Genomic DNA, 26,697 nt, shown 5'->3' with positions numbered 1-26,697 from the left:
ATTTTGAAATCCGGTCTTACTGCCCGCAAATAGCGGGATAAATCTCCTACATAGCCTCTTACACTTGTAATAAAACTTAAAATAAAGGAAGTATTACTTCCCTATTAAAGTGAGATAAAAATAAGAAATGCCCTCTGTTAAGAGGGCATTTTCTCTTAGCTTTGCGACGATATCAGCCAAAGCGACCTGTAATATAATCTTCTGTACGCTTATCTGAAGGAGTCGTAAATAATTTGTTTGTATCTGTATACTCCACAACTTCCCCGCTTAAGAAGAAAGCAGTTTTGTCTGAAATACGCGCTGCTTGTTGCATATTATGCGTTACGATAACAATACTAAAGTCTTTCTTTAACTCTTGAATTAATTCTTCTACTTTTAATGTTGAAATTGGATCTAATGCCGATGTTGGCTCATCCATTAAAATAACGTCTGGCTCAATAGCTAAGCAGCGTGCGATGCATAGACGCTGTTGCTGTCCACCAGATAAACCGTATGCATTATCGTGCAAACGATCTTTTAATTCATCCCAAATCGCTGCTCCACGTAAACTTTTTTCAACAATTTCATCTAATGTCTTTTTGTCACGAATACCATGGATTTTTGGACCGTATGCTACATTCTCATAAATAGATTTTGGAAATGGATTTGGCTTTTGGAACACCATTCCTACATGTGTTCTTAATTCTTCAACTGGATATGATTTATCAAATATATTGCGTTCTCTATATTCAATTACACCTGTAGTTCGAACGATCGGTACTAACTCTACCATGCGATTTAACGTTTTTAAGTACGTTGATTTACCACAGCCACTTGGACCGATAATGGCTGTAACTTCATTCTCATGAATACTTAAATTAATATCTTTTAAAGCATGGTCTTCCCCGTACCATAAATTTAAGTTTTTCGTATCAAATACTACTTTCTTTGGCGCAGTCTCGATTTTCTCTTCGTTTTTCACCTGTACATTTACTACTGTTGCTACCATTTGAATTCCCCTTTCATCCACTTCCAACTTATTTTCGATTTCGTAACCATAAAACAAATATATTGATAAATAGCAACAAACCTAACAAAACAATCATCCCAGCTGCTGCTACATACTGAAATTCTTCTTGTGGCCTACTCATCCAATTAAAAATTTGGATTGGTAAAACTGTAAATCTATCAAACATACTAAATGGAACATAATTCGCAAACGCAAGTGCCCCGATCACTAATAGTGGTGCTGCTTCTCCAATTGCTCTTGATATCGCTAACGTACAGCCCGTTATAATCCCTGGAAAAGCATATGGCAATACAATTTGATACATCGTTTGCCACTTCGTAGCACCTAATCCGTAAGAACCCTCTAATAATACACTTGGTACTGACCGGATTGCTTCTTGACTCGCCACAACAACTGTTGGTAAGACGAGTAAACTCATCGTCAGTGCTGCTGCAACTATACTCTCTCCTAAATGAAGAGCATATACAAAAATAGTTAAACCAAGCAATCCAAATACAACGGATGGTACTCCTGCTAACGTTTGATTATTAATCTCTACTATTTTTTTAAATAGAGATTCCTTCGCATATTGCTCTAAATAAAGAGCTGTTCCAACTCCAAATATAAAAGAAACAGGTATAACAATACTCATAAATAATATTGTCCCTGACAAAGCTGCAGCAATACCAGCTTCTTTCGGATTACGTGAAGCGAAATTTGTAAAGAAATCTATTGAAAGATAACTTATGCCTTTTTCAACAATTTGAAACAGTAACACAGACAAAATTACGATTGAAAATAAAATTGCTATATAAAATAACAATTTGTAAATTCGATCTTTTAAAAAGCGTGATGCCATGTTTTTTTGTATTTTATTATGATTCAACATTCGCATATTATGTCATCCTCCTAAAACGGCGCATAATAGACTGCGAAATGATGTTCATAATAAAAGTAAACATAAATAAAGTTGCACCTACAGCATACATGCTGTAATACGTAACCGTTCCATGCGGAGCATCACCTAAACTTACTTGCACAATATAGGCTGTTAACGTTTGAATAGAATGTGTCGGATCAAGCGATACATTTGGTGTGGATCCTGCTGCAATTACAACGATCATCGTTTCACCAATTGCACGAGAAGCCGCTAATATAATTGCTGCCATAATCCCTGTAAAAGCGGACGGAAACACCACTTGTTTTACCATTTCAAACCGCGTCGCTCCGAGTGCTAATGAAGCTTCTTTCGTCCCTTTCGCCACAGATCTCATCGCGTCTTCAGATAGAGATGCAACTGTAGGCATCATCATAAATCCGATAACGATTCCTGGACTAATCGCATTAAAAAACTGTAAATCTGGTATAATCCTTTGTAAAAGCGGTGTAACAATTGTTAATGCAAAAAAACCGTATACAATTGTCGGGATACCTGCTAATAGCTCTAACATCGGCTTTAATATTTTCCGTGCACTATTTGAAGCATATTCGCTTAAAAATACAGCACACGCTAAACCGATAGGAATTGCCACAAACATAGCAAGCGCTGTTACAAGGAACGTTCCACATATAAGTGGTACTATACCAAATTTAGGATCTTCAAAAAATGGTAACCATTCTTTCTCCGTCAAAAAGGAGTATAGTGATATTTTTTGAAAAAACATGATTGTTTCATTAGAGAGCGTAAAAACAATTCCAAGTGTCGTCACAATAGAAACGCTAGCAATTATTTTTAGTAATAAAGGTACTATTCGATTGATTCGCTGCGTTTTTTTTCTTTGCTTTTTATTTCTTTCAATCAAATGTTGTACAGAAAATGTAATTTGATTTTTGTCATTATGAGCCAAAGATGAAAACCCCTTTCCACCCTGACATTACCTTTTTATTTCTGTTAACATACGCAGCTGTTCATTGTATTTTTCTTTTCGCAATTTTACATAACCGACCTCTTCAGCGAGGTTACCAACATGCTGAATCATAAACTCAACATAGTTTGCTACATTCATTTTATTTCGGATAGATGCATTATTCACATAAGTAAGTAGCGGCCTAGATAACGGCTTATATTTACCTGATTGAATGGTCTCTTTCGTCGGAAATACACCATTTACTTTTATTGCTTTCACCTTATCTCGATTAGCCATATAATAAGCATATCCTACAAAAGCAATGGCATGTTTATCATTCATTACCCCTTGCATAATAACTTGATCGTCTTCAGACAAAGAGACTTTTTTTACAATGCGATGATTTTGTAAGATGACATTTTGAAAATAATCATACGTACCAGAGTCTACGCCTGGTGCATAAAAGTTCACTTGTTCACGTGGCCATGTTGAATGAATTTGTGACCATCGCTTCTCACTTCCATCTTCACTCCACAGTAGACGTAACTCGTCTACTGACATATCGTCTACCCATGTATTGTGCCAATTCACAACAATTGTAAGACCATCTTTAGCCACCTCAAAAGGTGTGAATTGAATAGAATTTTTCTTCATTTCATTTTTCTCGACTTGTTTCATTACTCTCGAAGCATTATTTATATCTACTTCTCCTTTACCGAAACGATTAAATCCTCCCCCAGTTCCAGAAATACTGATGGAAATTTTCACGTCTGGATGCACCTTTGTATATTCCTCCGCTACTGCTTCTATAATAGGAAAAACCGTTGAGGATCCATCAACTCTCACTTCTCCCGTATCATTTAAAGCAAATGCAGTAGACATTTCAAAACAGAGGAACCATATTGATAGTACGAAAATTTTAATCGGTGTACGCATCCATTTCACGTGTTCTTCCTCCTAGAAGTAACCGGAAATAACAGGATTACAGATATAAGAATACTGCTAAACTATTAATTCGGTTTTAATTGTTTGTAAAAGTTTTGTAAAGTTCCACAAAGATCAACATACGATACAATTTTAATCAGTAGTAGCTATTCATTTTCTCTGATGATTTCCCTATAAAACAGTTATCCCCTATCTCATCATATACAAGTATCATTTATACGGCCGCGTGTTTTTCAGTGTTGTATACTTGTCCACATTTATTACACGATATGCATAAACCATAAAAAAAAGCACACTATCTTTTCAGATAGTGTGCTTTTTTACAATTTTTTTATTCATCATCTTGATCTTTATTTTTATTGTCTTTGTCATCTTTTGGAGTTTCACCATTTACTTCTTTGTTTTTCAAATCAAAGTAAGCGTCCATAATTTCACGACCAATATATCCATTAATACCAGTCTTATCATCATGTACCCACGGAACGACAACAGAGAATGCTACTTCTGGATCTTCAAGTGGCGCATAACCTACTAATGTTAGGTTATATGTTTCCACACGTTCACCGTTTGCCTTTCTACCAATCTCTTTATCTCCGCCATACACAGTTTGCGCGGTACCTGTCTTCCCTGCCGCTTTATATTTTGCACCTGTAAAGTATTTTGTAGCTGTACCACCTGAATCATTATACACTTGTCTAAATCCTTCTTGAACACGTTTAATTTGCGATTCTGGCATATCAACACGATTTAATACTTTCGGTTCCATAGATTGAACAACTTTCCCAACTTCATCTGGTTTCACTGCTGGTTGACGAATTTCTTTTACAACTTGTGGTTGCATACGATATCCGCCATTGGCAATCGTCGAAATATATTGCGCTAATTGAAGCGGTGTATACGTATCATACTGTCCAATTGATAAATCTAGTAAGAAACCTGGTTGACTACTTCTACCCATCTGACCAGCAGATTCATTGGGTAAATCAATTCCTGTTTTTACACCCAGTCCAAACTGTCCGAAATAATAACGCATCGTATCAAATGCTTTTTGAGGTATATCTAACGTACCACCTCTCACATATTGAACACCGGCGATATTCATCGCTGTTTTAAACATATAAACGTTAGAAGACATTTTTAAAGCTGTAAGGTCATTAATGTATCCCATCGTTTTCCAAGATGATTTCGTAGGTGTACCTTTTAATTTAATTGGTTCATCCAATTGCACCGACCCTGGTTGAATCGCACCAGTTTGATATCCAGTAAGTACTGTTGCACCTTTTACAGTTGACCCCATCGGATAAGAACTTGTCATGGTACCTAATGCAAAGTCATTTACTTTCGTTTGACCATCTTCGTTAACTAATTGTTTCCCCGCCATAGATAAAACTTCACCATTTTTTGGATTCATCATTACAACGAATGCGCGATCTAAAAGAGGTTCGCTTCCTTTAAATCTCATTAAATTCTTCGCAAGAATATCTTCCACACGCTTTTGTAATTCCATATCAATTGTTAAGTTCAAGTCATTACCACTTTGTCCTTTTGATACATTAATCGTTTCTAAAATATTACCGTTTTTATCTGTAACATTTCTAACTTCTGCTTTCGTACCGTGCAGGCTATCTTCATACTGTTGTTCAAGATAACTTTTTCCTACTCGGTCATTTCGATTATAATCACGAACAAGATAGTAATCTAGTCTTTCTCTCGGTAAGCCTTCATCAGATGTCGACACCCCACCAAGTACACTTCGGAATAAATCATCGTACGTATATTTTCGATCCCAATCAACATTCGTATCTACACCTGGTAATGCTGCTAGGTTTTCACTAATAATCGAATATTCCTTTTCTGTAGCATCCTTTTTAATAACTTGAGGTGTCATTGCATATCCGCCGTCCATCTTACTTTTAATCGCTAATATTTCTAGATCTTTTGCGGATAATTGATTAATCTCTTCTTCTGTTACACGACTTCGCTGACGCTCGTCTAATTCTTTATCATCAATTTTTTTATCTTTAAACTCTTGACGATCTTTATTCGTAATTTTTTCTTTAGCTTCCTCTTTATGCATAGCAAGCCAATAATCTTTTTTATCGCGATCTGTTAATTTATCTGTCGGTACTTCAATCAAATCTGCTAGCTTTTTCGCTGTTTCTAAGCGATCCTCTGCCGTTGATCCTTTCATTTTTGTAAATGTAATAGTACGAATGGCTGCATTATCTACTACAGGTCGCCCATAACGGTCAAATATTTTCCCACGCGGTACAGGATTACTTATCGTTGAGTTTTCTTTCTTCTCCACTTCATTCTTATATTCTTCACCGCGAACAATTTGTACATATCCGAGCCTTACAATAACCGCGGAGAACATTAAAAACACGCAGAAAAACAGCACGTTTAACCGAAAAGGAACGTGGGTCTTTTTCTTATTTTGCTTCTGCTTCTTGCTCATACAAACCCCCTCTACCAACAGCTATGTAATGTGAAAGGGACACCTTCATACAGGTGTCCTCACTGCTGTTTTACATCTTTTTCTATTCTAGCATAAAACAAACGAGAAGTTAACCTTCTGGTTCAGTTTGATTCTGCGTAGTTCCTTGCGTTACAACACTTGTTTTATCTGCATTTTCCCCATCATATTTGACATTTTTAACTGCAAAATAAATAAGAAAATGTCCAGCACCTAAAATACATAATAAGTAAGGTAAACTTTTTTCAGGTGGAAAGAATAGTACAGCACATAAAAAACTTAAAATGGAACAGATTCTTCCGGCATTTAACCATAACTCCCGGACAACGACATATTCCACACGCCATTCTCTCGCATTTTTAGCTCTACCAATTACGTCATATGTCATTGACCCGTATGGAACAAGTAAAATAGGATATGCAACCGCAATACATGCCGCATAAATAAGTAATTTCGTGTATGTAACATTGAAAATAACTAAAAAGACGACAGCATATAAAATAATGCCCCCAAGTAAAATTGCTTTTTTTCGCCACTCTTTCTTTAACATGCGAGCGACCAAGTAATAACATACAAAGGATACAGCAGAGTTCACTAAACTATATTTCCCTAATGCGAACTCACTATTAGTTGCTAAATACACATATACTGAAATGACAAAAATAAACGTTCCTTCTCTCAATCCTTGGAAAAAATGAGCTCGTGTAATCTTTCCCCAATTTTTATCAACTCTTCGTTCTTTCAATACTTGCACAATTTCATAACGCCCTTCACATTCTCTTTTAGATAAAAAGAAACTTAAGACGACAGCAATTGCAAATAAAACTAATGAAAGAAAGAATATAACAGTATAACCACTCCATTTCTCCATGCGTGAAATTGTGTATCCTGCTGCTATTGGTCCAATCATCCCAGAGAAAGATGTAAGAAGTCCAAGAAATCCATTAAAGAAATCTCTTGTTTCTGGTTCTGTAATTTCAAATGTCAATAAGTTAAAAGCCAACCAGTAAAAACCGTATCCTACTCCTAAAAGAGCCCCCATTAATAAAATATACTGAGAAGCACTTTTTCCAGCCACTAAAACAACGATAAAAAAAATTGCGAGCGTTCCTACTCCTATTCGTAATAAAATCGAGCGATCGATACGTTTCGCTAATTTCCCCCCTACAAGAAATGTGAGAGGCTGTAATACAACGCTGGCCAAATTATACAAGCCAAGATTCACATAATTTTGTGTTTGCTTCCATAAATAAATATTTACAAACGTATTCGATAAAGAAATTGCGAGCGTGTATAAACCTCCTATAAGGAGCAATAACACTAAATCCCGATTCACTTCAACGTCACCAATTATATGTTTCCACTTCATACACAACTCTCCTTTACTTCATGTTCTAGTCTTCCAAAGACAAGCCCAATTATGTAAAAGGAAAGCATAGAAAAAAGCTAGGGGCTCTCCCCTAGCTTTTTCTATATTTATTACGATTATTTTGCTTCTTGGTAACGTTTTTCAGCAGCGTTCCAATCTACAACGTTCCAAAATGCGCCGATGTAGTCTGGACGACGGTTTTGGTAGTTTAAGTAGTAAGCGTGCTCCCAAACATCTAAACCGATAACTGGAGTTTTACCTTCAGTTAAAGGAGAATCTTGGTTTGGAGTGCTTGTTACTTCTAACTCACCATTGTTTACTACTAACCAAGCCCAACCAGAACCGAAGCGAGTTGCGCCAGCTTTTGCGAATTCTTCTTTGAATGCATCGAAGCTACCGAATTTCGCTTCAATTGCAGTTGCAAGTTCACCTACAGGTTGTCCTCCGCCGTTTGGAGATAAGATTGTCCAGAAGAATGTATGGTTAGCGTGTCCGCCACCATTGTTACGTACTGCTGTACGGATCGCTTCTGGTACTTCGTTTAAGTTTGCAACTAATTCTTCTACGCTTTTGTCAGCTAATTCTGCATGACCTTCTAAAGCAGCGTTTAAGTTTGTAATATACGTGTTGTGATGTTTTGTATGATGGATGTTCATTGTTTCTTTGTCAAAGTGAGGCTCTAAAGCATCATACGCATAAGGTAAATTTGGTAATTCGTGTTTTGCCATTGTTATATTCCTCCCAGTTTATGTATTGCCACTTAGTGACATACAACTTCATTCTACCCTAATTGCCATAGGGTGCAAACAAATAAATCACATTGTCTTGCTATCATTAAAGTAGCAAAATTCCCACTTCTTTTCAATTAAAATGCTCATATATTCCGTAAAAAAAGCTTCCTTCTACAAGGAAGCTTCCTGCTAACATAATAAACATGCGAAATGGATATGGACCCTGTAGGACTCGAACCTACGACCGGACGGTTATGAGCCGTCTGCTCTAACCAGCTGAGCTAAGGGTCCACAATTATGTATGTAACAACATATCAAATAAAGGAATTCCTATCGGATATGCCCTTTAAGAAAGGTAAGATAAATTTACCATATAGAAAAGAAAAGTGTCAATTGTATTTTTCTTATTTAAAAGAAGAAAGTTAATAAAAAGAAATTTAGTTATCTCCACTATATGTAAATATAATATATCTTGAGATTCTCTAGATTCCTACGTTACAATGATTTTATACATACATAAAGGAAGTGAATCTATGTCCATATTTACCCAATTCGTAAAAAGCATATACTCGCCTAAAGATATGGCGCTATTCCGTTTTCAAAAAATCGGTAAAACCATTTTGTATATTATGCTACTTTGCTTAATTACTACTATTCCAAGAACTTTTTTGTACGGTAGTTTTATCCAAGATGGTGTAGGCATGGTAAATCAAGTCATCGATAAAGATTTACCTGACTTTAAGATTGAAAATGGCGAACTAAAAGCCGATATTGATCAACCCATTGAAAAAGAAGAAGGAAATGCACTTTTCGTATTTGATCCAAATTCAACAGACCTAGAAAAATATCAAAATAAAACAGGTTTATTTGTTTTAAAAGATAAAGTAGTCTCTATGGGAAATGGTCAAACACAAACGTATTCTTATAACGATTTGTTAGGTGCATCTCTTGAGAAAAAAGATCTACAAGAATTTATTTCTTTATTCGATAATATTTATCCAATTTTATTATTCGTTATCGGATTCTTAGTGTACCTATTCCAATTATTCATCACTTTTGTAGGCGTGACTTTACTTGCGTTCATCGGTTCTGCTATGAGCGGTCAACGTAAACTATCCTATAAACAAGTTTGGACACTAACTGCATACAGCTACACAATCCCAACCATTTTCTTCATGATTATGGATTTATTCAAAATCGTCGTACCTGGGGCAACATTCATTTATATCGCTGTTGTTTTAATCGTTCTATACTTAACGATTAAAGAGGTACCCCAACCGAAAGAAAAATAAAAAAATGCCTAAATAGGCATTTTTTTTTTGGACAAGCATATATTCCTAGCAAAGGAGTGAAGAATATGAAGAGGTTAGGTATATTCCTATTCGTGCTTGTTCTCGGTTATGTATTTTATTACGATATAAAAATCGGTACTTTACCGATGTTAAGTTCATATAAAAAAACAACCTCTGCCCAAACGATTAAAAAAGAGAACGCAGACAGCCAACAAAATAAAGAGAATAAAACAGAAAAAGAAACGGATACATCTTATAAAACAATTGAAGTAAAAACTGGTGAGACAGTTCTTTCTATTACAGAACAAATTAACAAGAAAAAAATTCCTTCCATAGAAAAAGTCATTGACGACTTTAAACTATTAAACAAAAGTACATCTGCTACAAAAATCCAAATTGGAAAGTCTTATAAATTCCCGTTATATCAATAAGCTATCACTTAATCCTTGTCAATTACATAAAGGCGCTGATACAATAGTAAAAGTGAAACCGAGCACTTCGGTTTCTATAGCCCTATATCACGTATACTATCATTGATATGAGGGACTAAATAAGAAACTTCTTTTATAAGGAGAGCGATCTATTCGTGAATGAAATGACTCATCGTACAAAAACACGTCCAGTTAAAGTCGGTAATTTAACAATCGGCGGTAATAATGAATTAATTATACAAAGTATGACAACAACAAAAACACATGATGTTGAAGCAACAGTTGCTGAAATCAAGCGTTTAGAAGAAGCCGGCTGTCAAGTCGTCCGCGTTGCCGTTCCAGATGAACGCGCAGCAGATGCTATTGCTGATATAAAAAAACAAATCAACATTCCACTTGTTGCTGATATTCATTTTGATTATCGCCTTGCTTTAAAAGCAATTGAAGGTGGCATTGATAAAGTACGTATCAATCCAGGTAATATTGGTCGTCGCCATAAAGTAGAAGCTGTTGTAAATGCAGCAAAAGAGCGCGGTATTCCAATCCGTATTGGTGTAAACGCCGGTTCATTAGAGCGTCACATTTTAGAAAAGTACGGGTACCCAACTGCAGATGGTATGGTTGAGAGCGCGCTACATCATATTAAAATTTTAGAGGACTTAGATTTCCACGATATTATCGTATCTATGAAAGCCTCTGATGTTAACTTAGCAATCGAAGCATACGAGAAAGCTGCTCGCGCTTTTGATTACCCATTACATTTAGGTATTACAGAATCTGGAACATTGTTTGCTGGAACTGTAAAAAGTGCCGCTGGTCTTGGAGCAATCTTAAGTAAAGGCATCGGAAATACACTACGTATTTCATTAAGTGCTGATCCAGTTGAAGAAGTAAAAGTTGCTCGTGAATTATTAAAATCATTCGGTCTTGCGTCTAACGCAGCGACACTTATCTCTTGTCCAACTTGTGGTCGTATTGAAATCGATTTAATTAGCATCGCTAACGAAGTGGAAGAATACATCTCTACACTTCAAGTACCAATTAAAGTTGCAGTACTTGGTTGCGCTGTAAATGGCCCTGGTGAAGCTCGTGAAGCTGATATCGGTATTGCTGGTGCACGTGGAGAGGGATTATTATTCCGTAAAGGGCAAGTCGTTCGTAAAGTACCAGAAGAAACAATGGTAGAAGAACTGAAAAAAGAAATCGACGTAATTGCTGCTGAAATGGCTGCTGAACGAGAAAAAGAAAAAGAGACACAAGAACAATAAAAAGAAGGTTGCCACAATATTTGTGAGCAACCTTCTTTTCTACGTAAAAAAGCTCGTCAGTTATATAACCGACGAGCTTTTACTTTGCACATTTTGGACAACGACCATATATTTCAAACTTATGACCCGTTACTTCATAACCAGTAAAATCTTTATTCATAAAATCCATTGGGCAGGAAGTAATCTCTTTCGTCCCCCCACAATCCAAACAAATAAAATGATGATGATGTTCCATAATAGAACAAGTAAAACGAAAATGTTTTTCACCATTTAATTCCGTTTGTTCTAAAACACCAATCTCAGCAAAAACTGTTAAGTTACGATAAATCGTATCAAAACTAAGCCCTGGATAGTCGTCTTTCATATGCTCTAAAACGTCTTTCGCAGTTAAATAACGATTATGTGCTGCAAATAATCTTAGCATCTCTTCTCTTTTTCCAGTATGTTTGTATCCTTTTTCTTTCATTAGGCGTAAAGCTTCCGTTAGATTCATACCTATCCCTACTTTATGCAGTTTTTTTCTTCTTCCATAAAATCGCACCGATTAAAATAAGAACTGCTATCATAACAATTGTACCACCTGGCGCTAAATCAAGTTGATACGAAGCAAACATTCCACCAATAACTGCAATTTCACCAAATAAAATGGAAAAGAAAATTGTTTGTTTAAATCCTTTAGCAATACGAATACTCGCTGCAACTGGCAACGTCATTAATGATGATACGAGAAGAACCCCTACTACACGCATTGATACTGCAATGACAAGAGCAACTAATATAATGAAAATAAAGTGAATCCATTTCGCTCTTAAACCAGTTGATACTGCGTATTCCTCATCAAATGATAGTAGAAACAGCTCTTTATATAATAAAATAATTGTCGCAACAACAACAATTGCTACAATCCCAATAATAATTAAATCCGTACTTGTTACAGCACTAACACTACCAAATAAATAACTAAATAAGTCTGTGTTAAATCCATTTGCAAGTGAAATGAAAATAACTCCAACTCCCATCCCTGCCGAAAGGATAATCGGAATTGCTAATTCTTGATAGTGCTTATATACAGTTCTTAACTTTTCGATTAGTAGCGCTCCACCAATTGAAAAAACCATCCCCATATATAAGGGGTTTAAAAATCCACCTGTAAAAATGGTTTTTTCAAGTAATAAACTTGCTGCAATACCTGATAACGTCACGTGACTTAATGCATCCGCAATAAGAGATAAACGACGAATAACAACAAACACACCAATTAGCGGTGCAACAAGTCCAATTAAAATACCTGCGTATAAAGAATTACGTAAAAAGTCATATTGTAAAAAATCTTGTATCATTATATCCTCCCGTGATGCTCATGTTCGTGTTCTAAACGATGAACATGATGTCCATATAAGACGGACATTTCTGCATCTTCTAACTCTCGGAACTTCTCTACATTTCCATGGAAATGTAGATGTTGGTTTAGGCATGCAACATGTGTTACTTTTTCGGTAACAGCTCCCATATCATGAGTAACAAGAATTAATGTGATTCCCAACCTTTTGTTTAAATCCTCTAATATTTCGTAAAAACTTTCCACATTTTTTACATCAATTCCAACAGTAGGCTCGTCTAAAATAAGCAATTCAGGATCACTAACGAGCGCACGAGCAATAAATACACGCTGTTGCTGTCCACCAGAAAGCTCTCCAATGTTACGACCTTGAAACTCACTCATCCCTACATCAGCAATTGCTTTTTCTACCTTTTTCTTATCTTCTTTTGTGAAAAAGCGAAAAAGCCCTTTTTTCGAAACAAGTCCCATTGACACAACTTCAGAAACAGTTGCTGGAAAACCAGAATTGAAACTATTTGCCTTTTGGGATACATAACCAACTTTGTTCCATTCCTTAAACTTCTTACTATCAACGCCAAACACGCGAATGCTTCCTTCTTTTGGCTTTAAAACGCCTAATAAACACTTAAGTAAAGTTGATTTACCTGAACCATTCGGTCCCACTAAACCTAAAAAAGCTCCCTTCGGAACTTGCAAATTAATATTTTCTAACACATTCCGATCTTCGTATCGGAATGTTAAACCTTCAATCTCTAATATATTATTCATAGCATCTCACCTATTTTAATTCAGAATGATTCCGATTTATATCTATTTGAATTATAGTACAGCTTATTATAGTTGTAAACCAATCTGCCTAAAATATATCTATTTTTTCAAGAAACCTTACTATTATAACAAAAAGCAGAGAAAAATTCTCTGCTTTCGAAAAATATTCCTATAAATTTTTAGTGAATAGCCGATTTAAACTTACCACCATTTGTCTCTTGCGTGTTCATAATCGTCACAAACGCATTTTCATCAATTTCATGCACAATTGATTTTAACTTCGTCACTTCTAGACGCGTTACAACTGCATAAATAACTTCTTTTTCTTTATCCGTGTAACCACCTTTTGCTACCAGCTTTGTAGTTCCACGGCCAAGACGATGCAAAATCGCGTTTGATACTTCCTCGTATTGATCAGATACAATTAAAACCGCCTTCGTTTCATCTAGCCCTTGAATTACTGTATCGATCGTTTTAAATGCAATATAGTAGGTCATAACAGAATACATCGCTTGTTCCACACCAAACACAAATGCTGCCCATGCAAAAATAAATAAGTTCACAAACATTACGAATTCACCAACAGAGAACGGTAATTTCTTCGTTAATAAAATCCCCATAATTTCAGTTCCATCTAACGACCCACCATGACGAATTACAAGTCCTACACCAAGACCTAAAATAAGCCCACCAAACACTGTCGCTAAAATAGGTTCTGTTGTAAATGGTGGCACCGCATGTAACGTTGACTCAATGAAAGCTAACGCTACAATACCAAATGTCGAAGATAACATAAATGTTTTTCCAATTTGCTTATAACCCGAATACATAAATGGGATATTGAGAACAACGACTAAAGTAGAAAAACTTAACCACCAAATGTTAGGAGTAAGATAATCTAATATAAGAGAAATACCAATAATTCCACCATCAATAATTTTATTTGGCATTAAAAATAGTTCAATCGCTACCGCCGCGCATGCTGCTCCAAAAATAATCATAACTAAACGATAAATGAGATGAATAACACTTTCTTTTCGATGTTGCTTTTGCTCCATAGGTCCTCCCTTTACTCTTTTTCTGTAGTTTTGTCCTTATATTATAACATACGCTTCTTTTCCTCATGAAAAAAGAAACTCCATACGAATATGTACAAGCTATATGCTCATATATTTCGATAGAAGAACACGTGAAGGAGGATAACAAGATGAACCTCATAAAACAAATTGTTAATAAAAAATTAAATCATATTTCTACAAAAGAGTTATTAAAATATAGCAAAGAATATGAAGTTTCTATTACGACTGCACAAGCTGACCAAATCGTTTTACTTATGAAAGGTAAAAATATTAATATTTACGATAACAACGAGCGACTAGAGCTCTTAAAACAGATCGCAAGAGTAACTTCCCCTGCCACTGCCCAACAAGTAAATACATTATTTCAGCAACTACTAAAATAGGGAGGGGATTTCCCCTCCTTATTGTGCTTTAATTTTTTCAAGAATCCCTTCATCAAAATTACCGTTTTTCAGCATTTCGATTTCCAATTTGTATGGTGGTTTCTTATCTTTTTTATCTTCCCCTACATACGGTGTTTCAAGAATTTTTGGTACATGCATTAACTGTGGATGATGTACAATGTGATGCAATGCTTTATACCCAATGTGACCAAATCCAATATTTTCATGACGGTCTTTTCCTGCTCCGCGTACATTTTTACTATCGTTAATATGAAGTACTTGTAAACGATCTATACCAACGATCTTATCAAATTCGTTTAACACGCCGTCAAAGTCATTTACAATATCATATCCTGCATCGTGCGTATGGCACGTATCAAAGCATACAGATAGCTTTTCATTATATTTTACACCATCAATGATTTTTGCAATTTCTTCAAAGCTACGACCGCATTCTGTTCCTTTTCCTGCCATCGTCTCTAATGCAATGTTAACCGTCTGTTCTGGCGTTAGTACTTCATTAAGCCCTTTAATAATTTGTTGAATACCAGCATCTGCTCCAGCACCAACGTGCGCTCCTGGGTGAAGAACAATTTGTTTCGCTACACCTAATGCCGATGTTCTTTCAATTTCCATACGAAGGAAGTCTACACCTAATTGGAATGTTTCTGGCTTTGTCGTATTCCCAACATTAATAATATACGGTGCATGGACGATAATCTCCTCAATTCCATTCAGCTCCATATGTTTTCTTCCTGCTTCTATGTTCAATTCTTCAATTGGTTTTCTTCGTGTATTTTGCGGTGCACCTGTATAAATCATAAACGTCGTTGCACCATATGAAACAGCCTCTTCACTTGCTGCTAATAACATTTTCTTACCACTCATGGAAACATGAGATCCAATCTTTAACATACAATCACCTCTTCAATATACAATAGATATAATGATAGCATAATTTGTAGAAATATGTAGTGAATTGTTTGTTCACAAAAGACGCACTACACAAATTTATTTGACTATTTAAACAGACTATACTCTTCATTTAAATTAGCGGGATTAAAAAAAGATAAGGGAAACCCCTTATCTTTTTTTATTGCTATATTTTCTCTTCACTTTGTCACGTTCTGTTGCAAGTTTACGTTTATAGTTTGGTTTTACTTTTTTCGGTTTTTTAATAACTTTCGTTGCCATAACATCAAGTTCGTCATTTGGTTTTTTACGGCTCTTACGACGACGACGCTCACCTAAATCCGCCCACTCATCTCCACGTAAATCTACATGTTTAAACTCGATATGACGTTGTTTTTCTAAGCTATCTAACGCTTCTTCGTTTGCTGGATCATAAATCGTCACTGCAATACCAGAATGCCCCGCACGTGCTGTTCTTCCAACGCGGTGAACGAAGAAATCTAAATCTGATGGTAGCTCATAGTTAATAACATGGCTAATCCCTTCAATATCAATACCACGTGCTGCTAAATCAGTCGCAACAATATATTGGAATTCAAGGTCACGAATTTGTTTCATCATTTTTTTACGATCACGTGGTGATAAATCCCCGTGAATTCGTCCAACTTTTAAGCCGCGTTCCATTAATCCATCAGCAACTTGATCCGCCATCTTTTTCGTATTCGTGAAAACAACTGCTAAATACGGTTTAAATTGAAGTAGCATTTTATTCACTAAATCAATTTTATTACGATGTTTAGAAGGCACTAAATAGTGTTCAATGTTTCCAGCTGCAACTTGTTTTGGATTGATATGAATATGCTCTGGATTCTCCATATATTTCTTCAGAAACGGTTTTAGTTTTTGAGGAATTGTTGCAGAGAAAACTAGCATTTGCAAGTTTTTAGGCATACGTGCTGCAATTTTATCTACATCATGAATAAATCCCATATCAAGCATTAAGTCTGCTTCATCGACAATAATCGTATTTGCTTTATGAACAAATAATGCTTGTTCTTCAACTAAGTCTTTAATACGCCCTGGTGTCCCAACTACGATATGAGGTTGTTTTTTCAATTTTTCAATTGAACGTTGTTTATCAGTTCCACCAATTAAACAACGCGCTGTAATCATTTGATCTTCCGCACAGAATTTTGTTAATTTCACAATCTCTTCGTAAATTTGTTGTGCTAACTCACGAGTAGGTGCTGTAATAACAAGTTGTACTTCTTCACGGCTTGCATTAATTCTGTTTAATGTAGGAAGTAAGTATGCATGTGTTTTCCCAGAACCTGTTTGGGATTGCCCAATTACACTTACACCTTTTTTCACGACCGGGAAAATTTTCTGCTGAATTCCTGTCGGCTCTGTAAAGCGTAGTTCACGAACTGCATCTATTAAAAATGGTTTAAAATCATACTGTGTAAAAGTTTTTTGTGTCATAAGTTACACCTTCTTTCTAAAATTTCTACTGCGCGCACAAATCAGTCAAGTCTACATTATATCGAAATCTACAAGTAAAATCCATCTTTAGTTTAGGTTTTCACTTCAAAAACTAACCTTCTTCCCTTTTATTGCATATTGTATGTGTATATACCTAACTGAAGAAAGGAGGATTTCTCACATGTTTCCGAAATCCCCTACAAGGCAAATGTATCCGAATCAAGGACAACAACCTTATACACCATATCCCATTCCACAACTACCACCAATGGCGCAAAAAAAGAAAGGTTTTCTTGCTAAGCTTTTTAAAAAACACGATCCAACCGAGCCTTTTATGCAAATGGTTCCGCCTTACCGACAAATGGAAGGCCCACCGATGATGCATCAGCAACCACCGCCGCAGCAATATCAACAGCAATATCAGCAGCAATACCAGCAACAATATCCTCAGCAACATCCACAATATCAACCATACATGCAGCAACATCCTGAGCAAATGATACCGCCTCAAATGTATGAATCAAATGAAACGCGCGGCGGGGCAGCAACTACAGCTGCAGCAAGCAGTGGCATCGGCAGTTTTTTTTCGAATTTAATTTCGAATCCAACTAATATGATAAATAACATCGAAAAAGTATCCCAAGTCGTTCAATCTGTAGGTCCTGTCGTCGAACAGTACGGTCCTATTATGCGTAGTCTACCAAGCATTGTTAAAATCCTCACCTCTGGAAAAAGTACGGAAGAAAATCAAGCGGAAAATGTAACAGAGCCAGTTGAGGTAAAAAGTCCGCCTCCTACACCTCAAAAAAAGAAACGAAAACGAAAGAAAATAGTGATTGAACCTGTAATAGAAAAAGAGTTACCGAAAGAACCAGTTCAACAAACAGCAACAAAACCAAAACTATATGTGTAACAATCCTTTGTTTTCTATCCACTCCTCCTTTATAATGTAAAAGACTATGCACAAAAGTATCCCTTGTTTAGAAGGAGAGGATTACTCATATGAAAATTGTTAAAATTTCCCCTCGTGGTTATTGCTACGGTGTTGTCGATGCAATGGTAATTGCACGTAACGCCGCATTAGATAAATCATTGCCGAGACCCATTTATATTTTAGGTATGATTGTTCACAATAAACATGTTACAGACGCTTTTGAAGAAGATGGAATCATCACATTAGACGGTCCAAGTCGCTTAGAAATTTTAGATAAAATTGATTCTGGTACTGTTATTTTCACTGCACACGGTGTTTCTCCAGAAGTTAAACAACGCGCAAAAGAAAAAGGTTTAACAACAATCGATGCCACTTGTCCAGATGTTACCAAGACGCATGACCTTATCGAAGCTAAGAAAGCGGAAGGGTATCATGTCATTTATATCGGTAAAAAAAATCATCCAGAGCCAGAAGGCGCAGTCGGTATTGCACCTGACATCGTTCACCTTATCGAAAGAGCCGATGATTTAAAAACATTAGAAATCCCAACAGATAAAATTTTAGTAACGAATCAAACAACAATGAGTCAATGGGATGTTCAACATTTGATGGAGGACATTCAAAAAAAATTCCCAACAGCAGAATTCCATAAAGAAATTTGTTTAGCAACCCAAGTTCGCCAAGAAGCTGTCGCTAAACAAGCTGATGTTGCAGACTTAACAATTGTTGTTGGTGATCCGAAAAGTAACAATTCAAATCGCTTAGCACAAGTATCACAAGAAATCGCAGGTACAAAAGCATATCGAGTTGCTGATGTAAGCGAAATCCAATTAGAGTGGCTACAAGGTGTAGAAAACGTAGCTGTTACAGCAGGTGCTTCTACTCCAACTCCAATTACAAAAGAAGTTATCGCTTTCTTAGATCAATATGACCCAATGAATCCCGCTACATGGGAGAGAGTTCGAAAAGTACCGTTACAAAAAATATTACCTCGTGTAAAAGTGAAAAAAGAACAATAATAAAAACCGTTGCCTATATGAGCAACGGTTTTTATTTTTCTTATACAAATGTAAATGGATCTGTATGTAATTGCGAAGCATGAATGTGTACATTGAGTTTCTTTGCATCCACTTTTTCTTGTAATTGCTTTTGCACACCTTGCTTCATTACTTTTTCAACGTTATGTCCTGGGTCAACTATATTTAAACCGAGCATCATCGCATCATGAGCAACATGATAATACATGTCACCTGTTACATATACATCCGCTCCTTTAAATTTAGCTTGATTGATGTATTTGTTACCATCACCACCAAGTACAGCTACTTTGCGCACTTTATCATCTAATTTCCCAACAACTCGTGCACCCTTTACATCTAATGATTGCTTTACATGTTCTGCAAACTGTCCAAGTGTCATTTCTTCTTTTAAGTATCCTATTTTCCCAAGCCCTAATGTTTCGCCTTTGTTATCAAGTGGATACACATCATACGCTACTTCTTCATATGGATGTGCCGTTACCATCGCTTTAATCACTTTTCGTTGTAGTGAAACTGGAATAATCGTTTCGATTCGCACTTCTTCTACGCGCTCTAACTGTCCAGTTTCCCCTACATAAGGATTTGTCCCCTCTTGAGGTACAAACGTACCTGTACCCTTGCTACTAAACGTACAGTGGCTATAATTGCCGATATGACCAGCACCTGCGTCTCCTAATGCTTTTCGTACTTCTTCTGCATGAGTTACTGGCACAAACACAACAACTTTTTTCATTTCTTCCGCATATGTTGGTGCTAGAACTTCTGTATTTTGCAACCCTAACGCCTCAGCAAGTAAATCATTTACTCCGCCCTTGGCAACATCCACATTTGTATGCGCTGCATAAATGGCAATATCATTTTTAATACACGTTTCAATAATTCTTCCGTACGCTTTATCTGTATGAATCGCTTTTAACGGATTAAAAATCAAAGGATGATGCGCGATAATGACATTCGCTCCTAATTGAATCGCTTCCTCCACAACTTCCTTCGTTACATCTAACGCAATCAATACGTGTTGTACAGATTTATTAAGCGCTCCAATCTGCAGACCAATTTTATCTCCTTCCATCGCCAAATGCTTCGGATACATACTTTCAAATAAAGAAATAATTTCATGGCCGTTTGGAATTTTACTCATGATAAAATCTCCCCTATCATTTTCATTTTCGCTTCTACTTCTGCACGTTTCGCTTTTGTTTCTTCAGAATTAGCCGCACGTTCTAACTGTTTTAAAATATTTTGGAAGTTTTTCAATTCCCCTTCCCATTTCTCACCAAAAGCTTCATTTTTCTCTTTTATTAGAAATGGCCCCATAAACAATCCCGCTTGTTTATTTTCCGAGTAAGGTGCTTCGACATTTCCTCGCTCTCCTACTAAAATCTCGTAAATTTTCCCATCTTCTTTTACGATTTTTTCATGGATAAGCTCCCAACCATTTTCAACAAACCATTCACGAATATGATGCGCTGCAATATTCGGCTGTAAAATTAAACGTGTTACACCTTCTAATTTTTCTTTACCACTTTCTAAAATGTCACGAATTAACGCTCCGCCCATTCCAGCAACCGTAATAACATCTACTTCTCCTGGCGCGATAACAGCTAATCCATTCCCTTTACGTACATCTACTTTATCTTGTAAGCCACTTTCAGCTACAGTTGCTTGTGCAGAACGAAATGGTCCATCTACAACTTCTCCTGCAACTGCTTTTGTAGCAATATTATTTATAATTGTATAACACGGTAAATACGCATGATCCGATCCAATATCAGCAACTGTAGATCCTACTGGTATTTCACGCACAACTTCTTCTAATCGTTTTGAAAGCTTTACTTCATTCATGTATTTCCATTACTCCTTCTCTTGTCAGTCTGTCTCCATGATAATGAATTTATAGTAGTTGTTGCAAGCCCATAACAACAATTCATTTCTCTATCATTCATCGTATTTTAGAAAATATAGAAAAACAAGCCCTTTGCATAAGCAAAAGGCTTGTCATACGGGACTTTATTTTTGCTTCGATAACCAATCAGCTACTTTAGTGGCTTGATCAGCTGGAACTATATTGGCAGGCATATTGCCCTTTCCTTTCGAAAGAATTTCTTTAATTTCATCCTTTGAAAGTTTCCCACCAATTTTTTGTAAGTTAGGTCCTACCGCCCCTTGTAACTGATCACCGTGGCAGCTCGTACAGCTTTGCTTCACAATATCCTCTGGTTTTGATGCTGTTTGTGCTGGCTTCCCGCCATTTTTTGCATCAGCTAACTCTTTAGATTTATTTAGCCCCTGAAATGAAAATACAAACATAACGATAATACCTAATGCTGCAATAAGAGCGAACGGAATCAGCGGATTACGTTTCATATCTCTTCTCCCCCCTCTATACCCCTAAATAGTTAGATGATTCAGTCATTTCCATTGTACTTGAAAACGCTCTATCAGAAAAGAGTAAACTACTACTTGTTAGAAATATTCCATAAATTCAGTTTATTGTTTTTTATTGTCATATAGCTTATTATTTCGATAATTATTAACGTTTCTCATCATATTTTTCGCTTTTCTACATATATTTTTGTATAGAATAAACAAAATTAATCGAAAAATCGAAAAATGAGCATTTGCAAATCAAAAGACAATTCTGTAAAATAAATTACAAGAAATTGTAATCGTTGCCGATAGCTAAATTTTAACAAAAATTAACAAAATAAAAAAGTTTACTTCACAAAGGTGAAGTAAACTTAAAAAATAACCTATTCTAAGAAATCCTTAAGACGCTTACTACGACTTGGATGTCTTAATTTGCGAAGTGCTTTTGCTTCAATTTGACGGATACGCTCTCTCGTTACGCCGAACACTTTCCCAACTTCTTCAAGCGTACGAGTTCGTCCATCATCTAAACCGAAACGAAGACGCAGAACATTTTCTTCACGATCTGTTAGTGTATCTAACACATCTTCTAATTGTTCTTTTAGCAATTCATAGGCTGCATGGTCCGCAGGCGATGTTGCTTCTTGGTCTTCAATAAAGTCACCTAAATGGGAGTCATCTTCTTCACCAATTGGTGTTTCAAGAGAAACTGGCTCCTGTGCAATTTTTAAGATTTCACGTACTTTTTCTGGAGCAAGATCCATTTCTTCACCAATCTCTTCAGGAGACGGTTCGCGACCTAAATCTTGTAATAATTGACGTTGTACACGAATTAACTTATTAATCGTTTCAACCATATGAACTGGAATACGAATTGTTCGCGCTTGGTCTGCAATGGCACGTGTAATAGCTTGGCGAATCCACCAAGTTGCATACGTACTAAATTTGAAACCTTTACGATAATCGAACTTTTCAACAGCTTTAATTAGACCCATATTACCTTCTTGAATTAAGTCTAAGAAAAGCATACCACGGCCTACGTAGCGCTTTGCAATACTTACTACAAGACGTAAGTTTGCTTCTGCAAGACGACGTTTCGCTTCTTCATCGCCTTCTTCAATACGCGTTGCAAGTCGAATTTCTTCTTCTGCAGATAGTAAGTCTACACGACCAATTTCTTTTAAATACATACGAACAGGATCGTTGATTTTAACCCCAGGTGGTACACTTAAATCATTGAGGTCAAACTCTTCTTCTGTTTTTGTAATTTGGCGATTATTAGGGCCTTCTTCGTTGTCATTATCACCAACTAAGTCAATGCCTTGTTCACCTAAATATTCATAGTATTCATCCATTTGATCGGATTCAATTTCAAATCCATTCATGCGTTCTGCAATCTCTTCATATGTAAGAACGCCACGTTTTTTTCCGAGCTCAGTGAGTTGCTCTTTCACTTGCTCAAGGGTCATTTCAGTTTCAATTTGTTTAGAACGAGCTGGTTTGTCAGCCATCTGTTCCCCTCCTTACGCGAGATACAAACATTCATTATACTAAAACTTTATCAAAAAAGCTATTTTCTCGCTTTTTGATTTTGTAAATATGCTACATAATATTTAGCAGCCTCTACAGGATCTGTTTTTTCCATTTGTTTCACTTTAAAGATAATCTCCATCTTTTCAAGTTTTTCCTGATGCCGTCTAAGCGTCTCCAAATGGCCTTGCAACACTTCTTCTGTGTATTCTGGATTAATAAATTCATCCGTCGAAATATCAGTGATAATATTTTTCAACTTTTCATCAGAGAGCCAACTTAAAAATGTTCCGACTGAAGGTTCATTTCCCTTTTCATAATATGCGTATAGTTCATATAAAATCCCTTTATGTTCTTCTGTATGAAAATCTTCTATATGGGATTCCATACGAACAGCTACTTCTGCACTTTGCAACATATGGTAAATAATTTCTCTTTCCGCTCTTTCAAAACCTGTTAACTTCGGTTTTGTTTGAACGACTTGAGACGGTTTAGCAACCTGCTTTATTTGTTTTTGCTGTACCTTTTGTTCTTTGCGATATTGGTGCAATTGATTCAAAAGTGTTTCCATTGAATACGAAAATTCTTGCGATAATGACTTCAAATATGACTCTGCCTGCATCGCATCTTGTAACAACGATAACTCTTTTAAAACACTTTTCACATATTCTTCTTTGCCAGACTCATCTTGCAAATTTTTCCCTAAACGCAAATAATTTATTTTAAAACCAACAAAACTCACACTTGATTTCACAAGATTTTCAAAAGCGGTAGTCCCATATTGTTGCACATATTCATCAGGATCAAGCTTATCTGGCAAGGATGTGACTTTCACTTGGCAACCAACTTTTAGCAATAATTGCCCTGCTTTCATCGTCGCTTCTCGCCCTGCTTTATCACCATCATAGCAAAGAACAACAGTTTCAACGTTACGTCGCAGAAGTTTTGCTTGTTCTTCAGTTAAAGCCGTTCCCATTGTCGCAACGGCTTCTTCCACGCCACTTTTTACCGCAGCTAGTACATCGGCATATCCTTCAAAAAGAACCACTTGCCCACGCTTTCTAATAAACGGTCTTGCTTGGTGGAAGTTATACAACAATTTACTTTTGTGAAAAATCGGCGTTTCCGGGCTATTTAAATATTTTGGAGTGTCATCTCCTAACGCCCTTCCACTAAACGCTATCACCTTACCTTGTAACGTATAGATCGGGAACATAACTCTTCCACGGAAGCGATCGTAATGACTACCATCCTTCTCACTTCTTATTAGAAGGCCAGCTTGTTCCATACTAGACAGCGATAAACCTCTTTTTTGTAAAATTTTCGTCGCTGCATCCCAAGCAGGTGATGCATAACCAATTTCAAACTTCTCAATCATCTCTTTCGTAATACCACGGTTTAATAAATATGAAAGTGCTTCATTTCCCTCTTCCGTATTTACTAATAAATGATGATAATACTTTTTCAATAATTCATGAGCTTGTTGCATGATGACAGTGTCATCAGATATGTCTTCTTGTTGTCCTTGCCCTGATGTGTACTCCGCAACCGCAATTCCATTTCTTTCGCCTAGCTTTTGAACAGCCTCGGTAAAAGCCAGTCCTTCCATTTTCATTAGAAATGAAAATACATTTCCGCCTTCTCCACATCCGAAGCAATGAAAAATTTGCTTATCAGATGAAACAGAGAATGAAGGAGAATTCTCACCATGAAATGGACAGAGGCCGAAATAGTTACGCCCCTGTTTTCTAAGTTGAACGTATTCACCAATTACTTCTACAATATCGGATGATGTCCGAATCTGTTCAACAACTTCTTCGGGAATTCTGTTCCCCATAACTCCATCTCCGTGTCGTATTTTGTATTCGATATAAATTAAAAAATTCCTTTATAATTCGACAATATTTTTCTAAACTTGTTAGAAAGTGTTGCCGATTACATTGTATAAACGGTTTTGAACCTTTCCTATAGGTCCTTTATCTGCATAAATCGCAGATACATACCTGCTATATAAAATTGTATACATTTGCTCATCTGTTACAAATGTACCTCTTAGAAACAATACATATACACCTTTTTACAAGAACAGTAGCAAGTCACATATACTGTTTGATCTTGAGATCTGTAGCTTTTTCATGTTGATCCATATAACAATCAACTCCATTTTGTTCAGTATCTACAAAGATCCAATTGCCTTGCTATTTCCTTAAAGGATGAGCATATGATGCGACAAACAAAATTCCGACATGAAATTCCGCTCCAACTTGCACAATTTCATTCTTCACGGGACATGCATCTATACCAACTAATATGTTGTTGATGTTTTGCATATTTCTGTATTCTACATCCCTTCTGTGAATCCTTCCATAATGTGCGTTTTCTTGTATAGATTTTGTCGATTTAACGTAATTACATGTCTTTTTCGTAAATCCTATCCCTAGTTTATTCTGAAAAATTAAAGTCTAAACGTAAAATATAGGTTTTTATCACAATTTTTTATTATAATATATTTTCTTCAACTACGCTACATATCCCTTTATTTTTTCATCTTACATTTCAGGATGACAAACTCACACCTTGAATATACTAAAAGACAAAGGAGTATAAGTATAACCATTACACTACAATCTATTACAAAATCCATAGATATCATATTTCACCAGAGCGAAAAAAGCACATTCACCTTTGGTAAATGTGCTAAAACATTTTTTGGTTTTGCACTGCATTCACAATAATATTTGCTGTTTCTTCAATCGCTTTATTGGATACATCGATTACTTGGCAATTTATTTTACTAATTACTTCCTCAAAGTGATCAATTTCTTCTTGAATACGATTAATATTTGCATACGTTGCTCCATCACTTAATCCAAGTGATTTTAATCGTTCTTTTCGAATATGATTTAACTTATCTGGCGTAATTTTCAAACCGAAACATTTTTCTTTTGCCACTTGATATAGTTCTTCAGGTGGGTCAACTTCTGGTACGAGTGGTACATTCGCAACTTTCAAGCGTTTGTTATGAGCTAAATATTGAGAAAGTGGTGTTTTTGATGTACGCGAAACACCAATCAACACGATATCTGCTTTTAAAATACCTCTTGCATCTCTGCCGTCATCATACTTCACAGCAAACTCAATCGCTTCAATTTTCTTAAAGTATTCTTCATCTAACCTACGGACAACACCTGGCTCATACCTCGGCACTTGCCCCGTAATTTCTTCAATTTGATCAATAAGAGGGCCGATAATATCGTATGCCTCTACCCCTTCTCTTGCAGCCTCCGTCACTAAATACTGGCGCATATCAGGCTTAACTAACGTAAAACATATAAGTGCTTGATTACTCTTAGCAATCGAAATCACTTCTTTTAATGTCCCTGTATCTTCTACATACGGTACACGTCTAATATCAGGAGCAAACGGGAATTGCCCCATTGCTGCTCGAACAACCAAATCAGCCGTTTCCCCTACAGAGTCAGATACGACATATACGATTTTATTATCCAT

At 36.2% G+C, this 26,697-nt stretch carries 26 protein-coding genes and 1 tRNA gene; 6 read left to right on the top strand and 21 right to left on the bottom strand.

Features of this window, described 5'->3' with window-relative positions:
* Window positions 1–172 precede the first annotated feature (172 nt).
* The 8 genes from pstB to N2V92_RS13495 all read right to left on the bottom strand — a co-directional run bounded on the left by pstB (window position 173) and on the right by N2V92_RS13495 (window position 8,647).
* Complete coding sequence (pstB, locus tag N2V92_RS13530; protein ID WP_000226681.1) at window positions 173–988, bottom strand: phosphate ABC transporter ATP-binding protein; 816 nt, start codon at window positions 986–988, stop codon at window positions 173–175.
* Window positions 989–1,016: 28 nt separating this feature from the next.
* Complete coding sequence (gene pstA / locus N2V92_RS13525) at window positions 1,017–1,883, bottom strand: phosphate ABC transporter permease PstA (protein WP_001242568.1); 867 nt, start codon at window positions 1,881–1,883, stop codon at window positions 1,017–1,019.
* A gap of 1 nt (window position 1,884) precedes the next feature.
* Complete coding sequence (pstC, locus tag N2V92_RS13520) at window positions 1,885–2,835, bottom strand: phosphate ABC transporter permease subunit PstC (RefSeq protein ID WP_000940890.1); 951 nt, start codon at window positions 2,833–2,835, stop codon at window positions 1,885–1,887.
* Between the two features lie 27 nt (window positions 2,836–2,862).
* Window positions 2,863–3,780 (bottom strand): PstS family phosphate ABC transporter substrate-binding protein, encoded by a 918-nt coding sequence (locus N2V92_RS13515; protein WP_000871818.1) that lies wholly within the window; start codon window positions 3,778–3,780, stop codon window positions 2,863–2,865.
* Between the two features lie 331 nt (window positions 3,781–4,111).
* Window positions 4,112–6,238 carry a peptidoglycan D,D-transpeptidase FtsI family protein gene (locus N2V92_RS13510; RefSeq protein ID WP_000038980.1) on the bottom strand — a complete coding sequence of 709 codons (2,127 nt, stop codon included), beginning with the start codon at window positions 6,236–6,238 and terminating at the stop codon, window positions 4,112–4,114.
* Between the two features lie 109 nt (window positions 6,239–6,347).
* Complete coding sequence (locus N2V92_RS13505; protein ID WP_000871388.1) at window positions 6,348–7,625, bottom strand: MFS transporter; 1,278 nt, start codon at window positions 7,623–7,625, stop codon at window positions 6,348–6,350.
* 116 nt (window positions 7,626–7,741) lie between these two features.
* Window positions 7,742–8,353 carry a superoxide dismutase [Mn] gene (gene sodA / locus N2V92_RS13500; protein ID WP_001052031.1) on the bottom strand — a complete coding sequence of 204 codons (612 nt, stop codon included), beginning with the start codon at window positions 8,351–8,353 and terminating at the stop codon, window positions 7,742–7,744.
* 220 nt (window positions 8,354–8,573) lie between these two features.
* Window positions 8,574–8,647: transfer RNA gene (locus N2V92_RS13495), tRNA-Ile, on the bottom strand.
* Window positions 8,648–8,889: 242 nt separating this feature from the next.
* Here N2V92_RS13495 and yqgB point away from each other — a divergent pair.
* The 3 genes from yqgB (at window position 8,890) to ispG (ending at window position 11,347) form a co-directional block, all read left to right on the top strand.
* Entirely contained in the window at window positions 8,890–9,648 is a 759-nt protein-coding gene (gene yqgB / locus N2V92_RS13490) for a protein YqgB (RefSeq protein ID WP_000021895.1), read from the top strand.
* A 65-nt stretch (window positions 9,649–9,713) separates the two neighbouring features.
* Complete coding sequence (gene yqfZ, locus N2V92_RS13485) at window positions 9,714–10,079, top strand: protein YqfZ (RefSeq protein ID WP_000825421.1); 366 nt, start codon at window positions 9,714–9,716, stop codon at window positions 10,077–10,079.
* Window positions 10,080–10,243: 164 nt separating this feature from the next.
* Window positions 10,244–11,347 carry a flavodoxin-dependent (E)-4-hydroxy-3-methylbut-2-enyl-diphosphate synthase gene (gene ispG / locus N2V92_RS13480; protein ID WP_153578351.1) on the top strand — a complete coding sequence of 368 codons (1,104 nt, stop codon included), beginning with the start codon at window positions 10,244–10,246 and terminating at the stop codon, window positions 11,345–11,347.
* A gap of 79 nt (window positions 11,348–11,426) precedes the next feature.
* On the opposite strand, the gene N2V92_RS13475 is transcribed toward ispG, so the two are convergent.
* The 4 genes from N2V92_RS13475 to N2V92_RS13460 form a co-directional block, all read right to left on the bottom strand.
* On the bottom strand, window positions 11,427–11,840 hold the full coding sequence (locus N2V92_RS13475; RefSeq protein ID WP_001054516.1) for a Fur family transcriptional regulator: 414 nt from the start codon (window positions 11,838–11,840) through the stop codon (window positions 11,427–11,429).
* Between the two features lie 13 nt (window positions 11,841–11,853).
* The gene (locus N2V92_RS13470) at window positions 11,854–12,687 is read right to left on the bottom strand and encodes a metal ABC transporter permease (protein WP_000613817.1); all 834 of its coding nucleotides are present in this window, start codon (window positions 12,685–12,687) and stop codon (window positions 11,854–11,856) included.
* Window positions 12,687–13,457, bottom strand: a complete 771-nt coding sequence (locus tag N2V92_RS13465) for a metal ABC transporter ATP-binding protein (RefSeq protein WP_001059662.1) — start codon at window positions 13,455–13,457, stop codon at window positions 12,687–12,689. Before N2V92_RS13465 ends, N2V92_RS13470 begins: the two co-directional genes overlap by 1 nt.
* 179 nt (window positions 13,458–13,636) lie before the next feature.
* The gene (locus tag N2V92_RS13460; protein ID WP_000435962.1) at window positions 13,637–14,515 is read right to left on the bottom strand and encodes a YitT family protein; all 879 of its coding nucleotides are present in this window, start codon (window positions 14,513–14,515) and stop codon (window positions 13,637–13,639) included.
* A gap of 149 nt (window positions 14,516–14,664) precedes the next feature.
* Between N2V92_RS13460 and N2V92_RS13455 the strand changes: the two genes are divergently transcribed.
* On the top strand, window positions 14,665–14,919 hold the full coding sequence (locus N2V92_RS13455; RefSeq protein ID WP_001048959.1) for a DUF2624 domain-containing protein: 255 nt from the start codon (window positions 14,665–14,667) through the stop codon (window positions 14,917–14,919).
* Window positions 14,920–14,937: 18 nt separating this feature from the next.
* On the opposite strand, the gene N2V92_RS13450 is transcribed toward N2V92_RS13455, so the two are convergent.
* Together N2V92_RS13450 and N2V92_RS13445 are read right to left on the bottom strand one after the other, a co-directional pair.
* Window positions 14,938–15,834, bottom strand: coding sequence for a deoxyribonuclease IV (locus tag N2V92_RS13450; protein ID WP_000912458.1), 897 nt, complete (start codon window positions 15,832–15,834; stop codon window positions 14,938–14,940).
* A 168-nt stretch (window positions 15,835–16,002) separates the two neighbouring features.
* The gene (locus N2V92_RS13445; RefSeq protein ID WP_000192443.1) at window positions 16,003–17,313 is read right to left on the bottom strand and encodes a DEAD/DEAH box helicase; all 1,311 of its coding nucleotides are present in this window, start codon (window positions 17,311–17,313) and stop codon (window positions 16,003–16,005) included.
* A 181-nt stretch (window positions 17,314–17,494) separates the two neighbouring features.
* Here N2V92_RS13445 and vrrA point away from each other — a divergent pair, with 181 nt between their 5' ends.
* Both vrrA and N2V92_RS13435 read left to right on the top strand, forming a co-directional pair.
* Complete coding sequence (gene vrrA, locus N2V92_RS13440) at window positions 17,495–18,226, top strand: VrrA/YqfQ family protein (RefSeq protein WP_016077254.1); 732 nt, start codon at window positions 17,495–17,497, stop codon at window positions 18,224–18,226.
* A gap of 89 nt (window positions 18,227–18,315) precedes the next feature.
* A complete protein-coding gene (locus tag N2V92_RS13435; protein WP_000706658.1) occupies window positions 18,316–19,266 on the top strand; it encodes a 4-hydroxy-3-methylbut-2-enyl diphosphate reductase in 951 nt (316 codons plus the stop codon).
* 40 nt (window positions 19,267–19,306) lie between these two features.
* On the opposite strand, the gene N2V92_RS13430 is transcribed toward N2V92_RS13435, so the two are convergent.
* The 7 genes from N2V92_RS13430 to N2V92_RS13400 form a co-directional block, all read right to left on the bottom strand.
* On the bottom strand, window positions 19,307–20,428 hold the full coding sequence (locus N2V92_RS13430; RefSeq protein ID WP_000036251.1) for a Nif3-like dinuclear metal center hexameric protein: 1,122 nt from the start codon (window positions 20,426–20,428) through the stop codon (window positions 19,307–19,309).
* Window positions 20,425–21,132, bottom strand: a complete 708-nt coding sequence (locus N2V92_RS13425) for a tRNA (adenine(22)-N(1))-methyltransferase (RefSeq protein WP_001006546.1) — start codon at window positions 21,130–21,132, stop codon at window positions 20,425–20,427. The genes N2V92_RS13430 and N2V92_RS13425 overlap by 4 nt, the downstream gene beginning before the upstream one ends.
* Window positions 21,133–21,297: 165 nt before the next feature.
* Entirely contained in the window at window positions 21,298–21,654 is a 357-nt protein-coding gene (gene cccA / locus N2V92_RS13420) for a cytochrome c550 (protein WP_016077253.1), read from the bottom strand.
* 386 nt (window positions 21,655–22,040) lie between these two features.
* The gene (gene rpoD / locus N2V92_RS13415; RefSeq protein ID WP_000764066.1) at window positions 22,041–23,168 is read right to left on the bottom strand and encodes an RNA polymerase sigma factor RpoD; all 1,128 of its coding nucleotides are present in this window, start codon (window positions 23,166–23,168) and stop codon (window positions 22,041–22,043) included.
* A 59-nt stretch (window positions 23,169–23,227) separates the two neighbouring features.
* Entirely contained in the window at window positions 23,228–25,024 is a 1,797-nt protein-coding gene (gene dnaG / locus N2V92_RS13410; protein WP_000528221.1) for a DNA primase, read from the bottom strand.
* An 81-nt stretch (window positions 25,025–25,105) separates the two neighbouring features.
* The gene (locus N2V92_RS13405) at window positions 25,106–25,249 is read right to left on the bottom strand and encodes a hypothetical protein (protein WP_000479749.1); all 144 of its coding nucleotides are present in this window, start codon (window positions 25,247–25,249) and stop codon (window positions 25,106–25,108) included.
* 635 nt (window positions 25,250–25,884) lie between these two features.
* Window positions 25,885–26,697: a pyruvate, water dikinase regulatory protein gene (locus N2V92_RS13400; RefSeq protein WP_000368949.1), complete on the bottom strand. Its 813-nt coding sequence runs from the start codon at window positions 26,695–26,697 to the stop codon at window positions 25,885–25,887.

The sequence above is a fragment of the Bacillus sp. CH_48 genome, from assembly GCF_038008465.1.
GTDB lineage: Bacteria > Bacillota > Bacilli > Bacillales > Bacillaceae_G > Bacillus_A > Bacillus_A thuringiensis_S.
Note: the sequence above shows the minus strand (reverse complement) of the source record. Positions and strands in the feature narration are given on the sequence as shown.

Bases quoted from the DNA above. Each gene is read 5' to 3' on its own strand.
- N2V92_RS13450 (WP_000912458.1), bottom strand. From the start codon at position 15,834: ATGTTAAAGATTGGATCTCATGTTTCCATGAGTGGTAAGAAAATGTTA.
- ispG (WP_153578351.1), top strand. From the start codon at position 10,244: ATGACTCATCGTACAAAAACACGTCCAGTTAAAGTCGGTAATTTAACA.
- N2V92_RS13430 (WP_000036251.1), bottom strand. From the start codon at position 20,428: ATGAGTAAAATTCCAAACGGCCATGAAATTATTTCTTTATTTGAAAGT.
- rpoD (WP_000764066.1), bottom strand. From the start codon at position 23,168: ATGGCTGACAAACCAGCTCGTTCTAAACAAATTGAAACTGAAATGACC.
- pstB (WP_000226681.1), bottom strand. From the start codon at position 988: ATGGTAGCAACAGTAGTAAATGTACAGGTGAAAAACGAAGAGAAAATC.
- yqfZ (WP_000825421.1), top strand. From the start codon at position 9,714: ATGAAGAGGTTAGGTATATTCCTATTCGTGCTTGTTCTCGGTTATGTA.
- yqgB (WP_000021895.1), top strand. From the start codon at position 8,890: ATGTCCATATTTACCCAATTCGTAAAAAGCATATACTCGCCTAAAGAT.
- N2V92_RS13460 (WP_000435962.1), bottom strand. From the start codon at position 14,515: ATGGAGCAAAAGCAACATCGAAAAGAAAGTGTTATTCATCTCATTTAT.
- dnaG (WP_000528221.1), bottom strand. From the start codon at position 25,024: ATGGGGAACAGAATTCCCGAAGAAGTTGTTGAACAGATTCGGACATCA.
- N2V92_RS13475 (WP_001054516.1), bottom strand. From the start codon at position 11,840: ATGAATCTAACGGAAGCTTTACGCCTAATGAAAGAAAAAGGATACAAA.
- cccA (WP_016077253.1), bottom strand. From the start codon at position 21,654: ATGAAACGTAATCCGCTGATTCCGTTCGCTCTTATTGCAGCATTAGGT.
- N2V92_RS13425 (WP_001006546.1), bottom strand. From the start codon at position 21,132: ATGAATGAAGTAAAGCTTTCAAAACGATTAGAAGAAGTTGTGCGTGAA.
- sodA (WP_001052031.1), bottom strand. From the start codon at position 8,353: ATGGCAAAACACGAATTACCAAATTTACCTTATGCGTATGATGCTTTA.
- N2V92_RS13505 (WP_000871388.1), bottom strand. From the start codon at position 7,625: ATGAAGTGGAAACATATAATTGGTGACGTTGAAGTGAATCGGGATTTA.
- N2V92_RS13470 (WP_000613817.1), bottom strand. From the start codon at position 12,687: ATGATACAAGATTTTTTACAATATGACTTTTTACGTAATTCTTTATAC.
- pstA (WP_001242568.1), bottom strand. From the start codon at position 1,883: ATGCGAATGTTGAATCATAATAAAATACAAAAAAACATGGCATCACGC.
- N2V92_RS13435 (WP_000706658.1), top strand. From the start codon at position 18,316: ATGAAAATTGTTAAAATTTCCCCTCGTGGTTATTGCTACGGTGTTGTC.
- N2V92_RS13400 (WP_000368949.1), bottom strand. From the start codon at position 26,697: ATGGATAATAAAATCGTATATGTCGTATCTGACTCTGTAGGGGAAACG.
- N2V92_RS13510 (WP_000038980.1), bottom strand. From the start codon at position 6,238: ATGAGCAAGAAGCAGAAGCAAAATAAGAAAAAGACCCACGTTCCTTTT.
- N2V92_RS13445 (WP_000192443.1), bottom strand. From the start codon at position 17,313: ATGACACAAAAAACTTTTACACAGTATGATTTTAAACCATTTTTAATA.
- N2V92_RS13465 (WP_001059662.1), bottom strand. From the start codon at position 13,457: ATGAATAATATATTAGAGATTGAAGGTTTAACATTCCGATACGAAGAT.
- N2V92_RS13455 (WP_001048959.1), top strand. From the start codon at position 14,665: ATGAACCTCATAAAACAAATTGTTAATAAAAAATTAAATCATATTTCT.
- vrrA (WP_016077254.1), top strand. From the start codon at position 17,495: ATGTTTCCGAAATCCCCTACAAGGCAAATGTATCCGAATCAAGGACAA.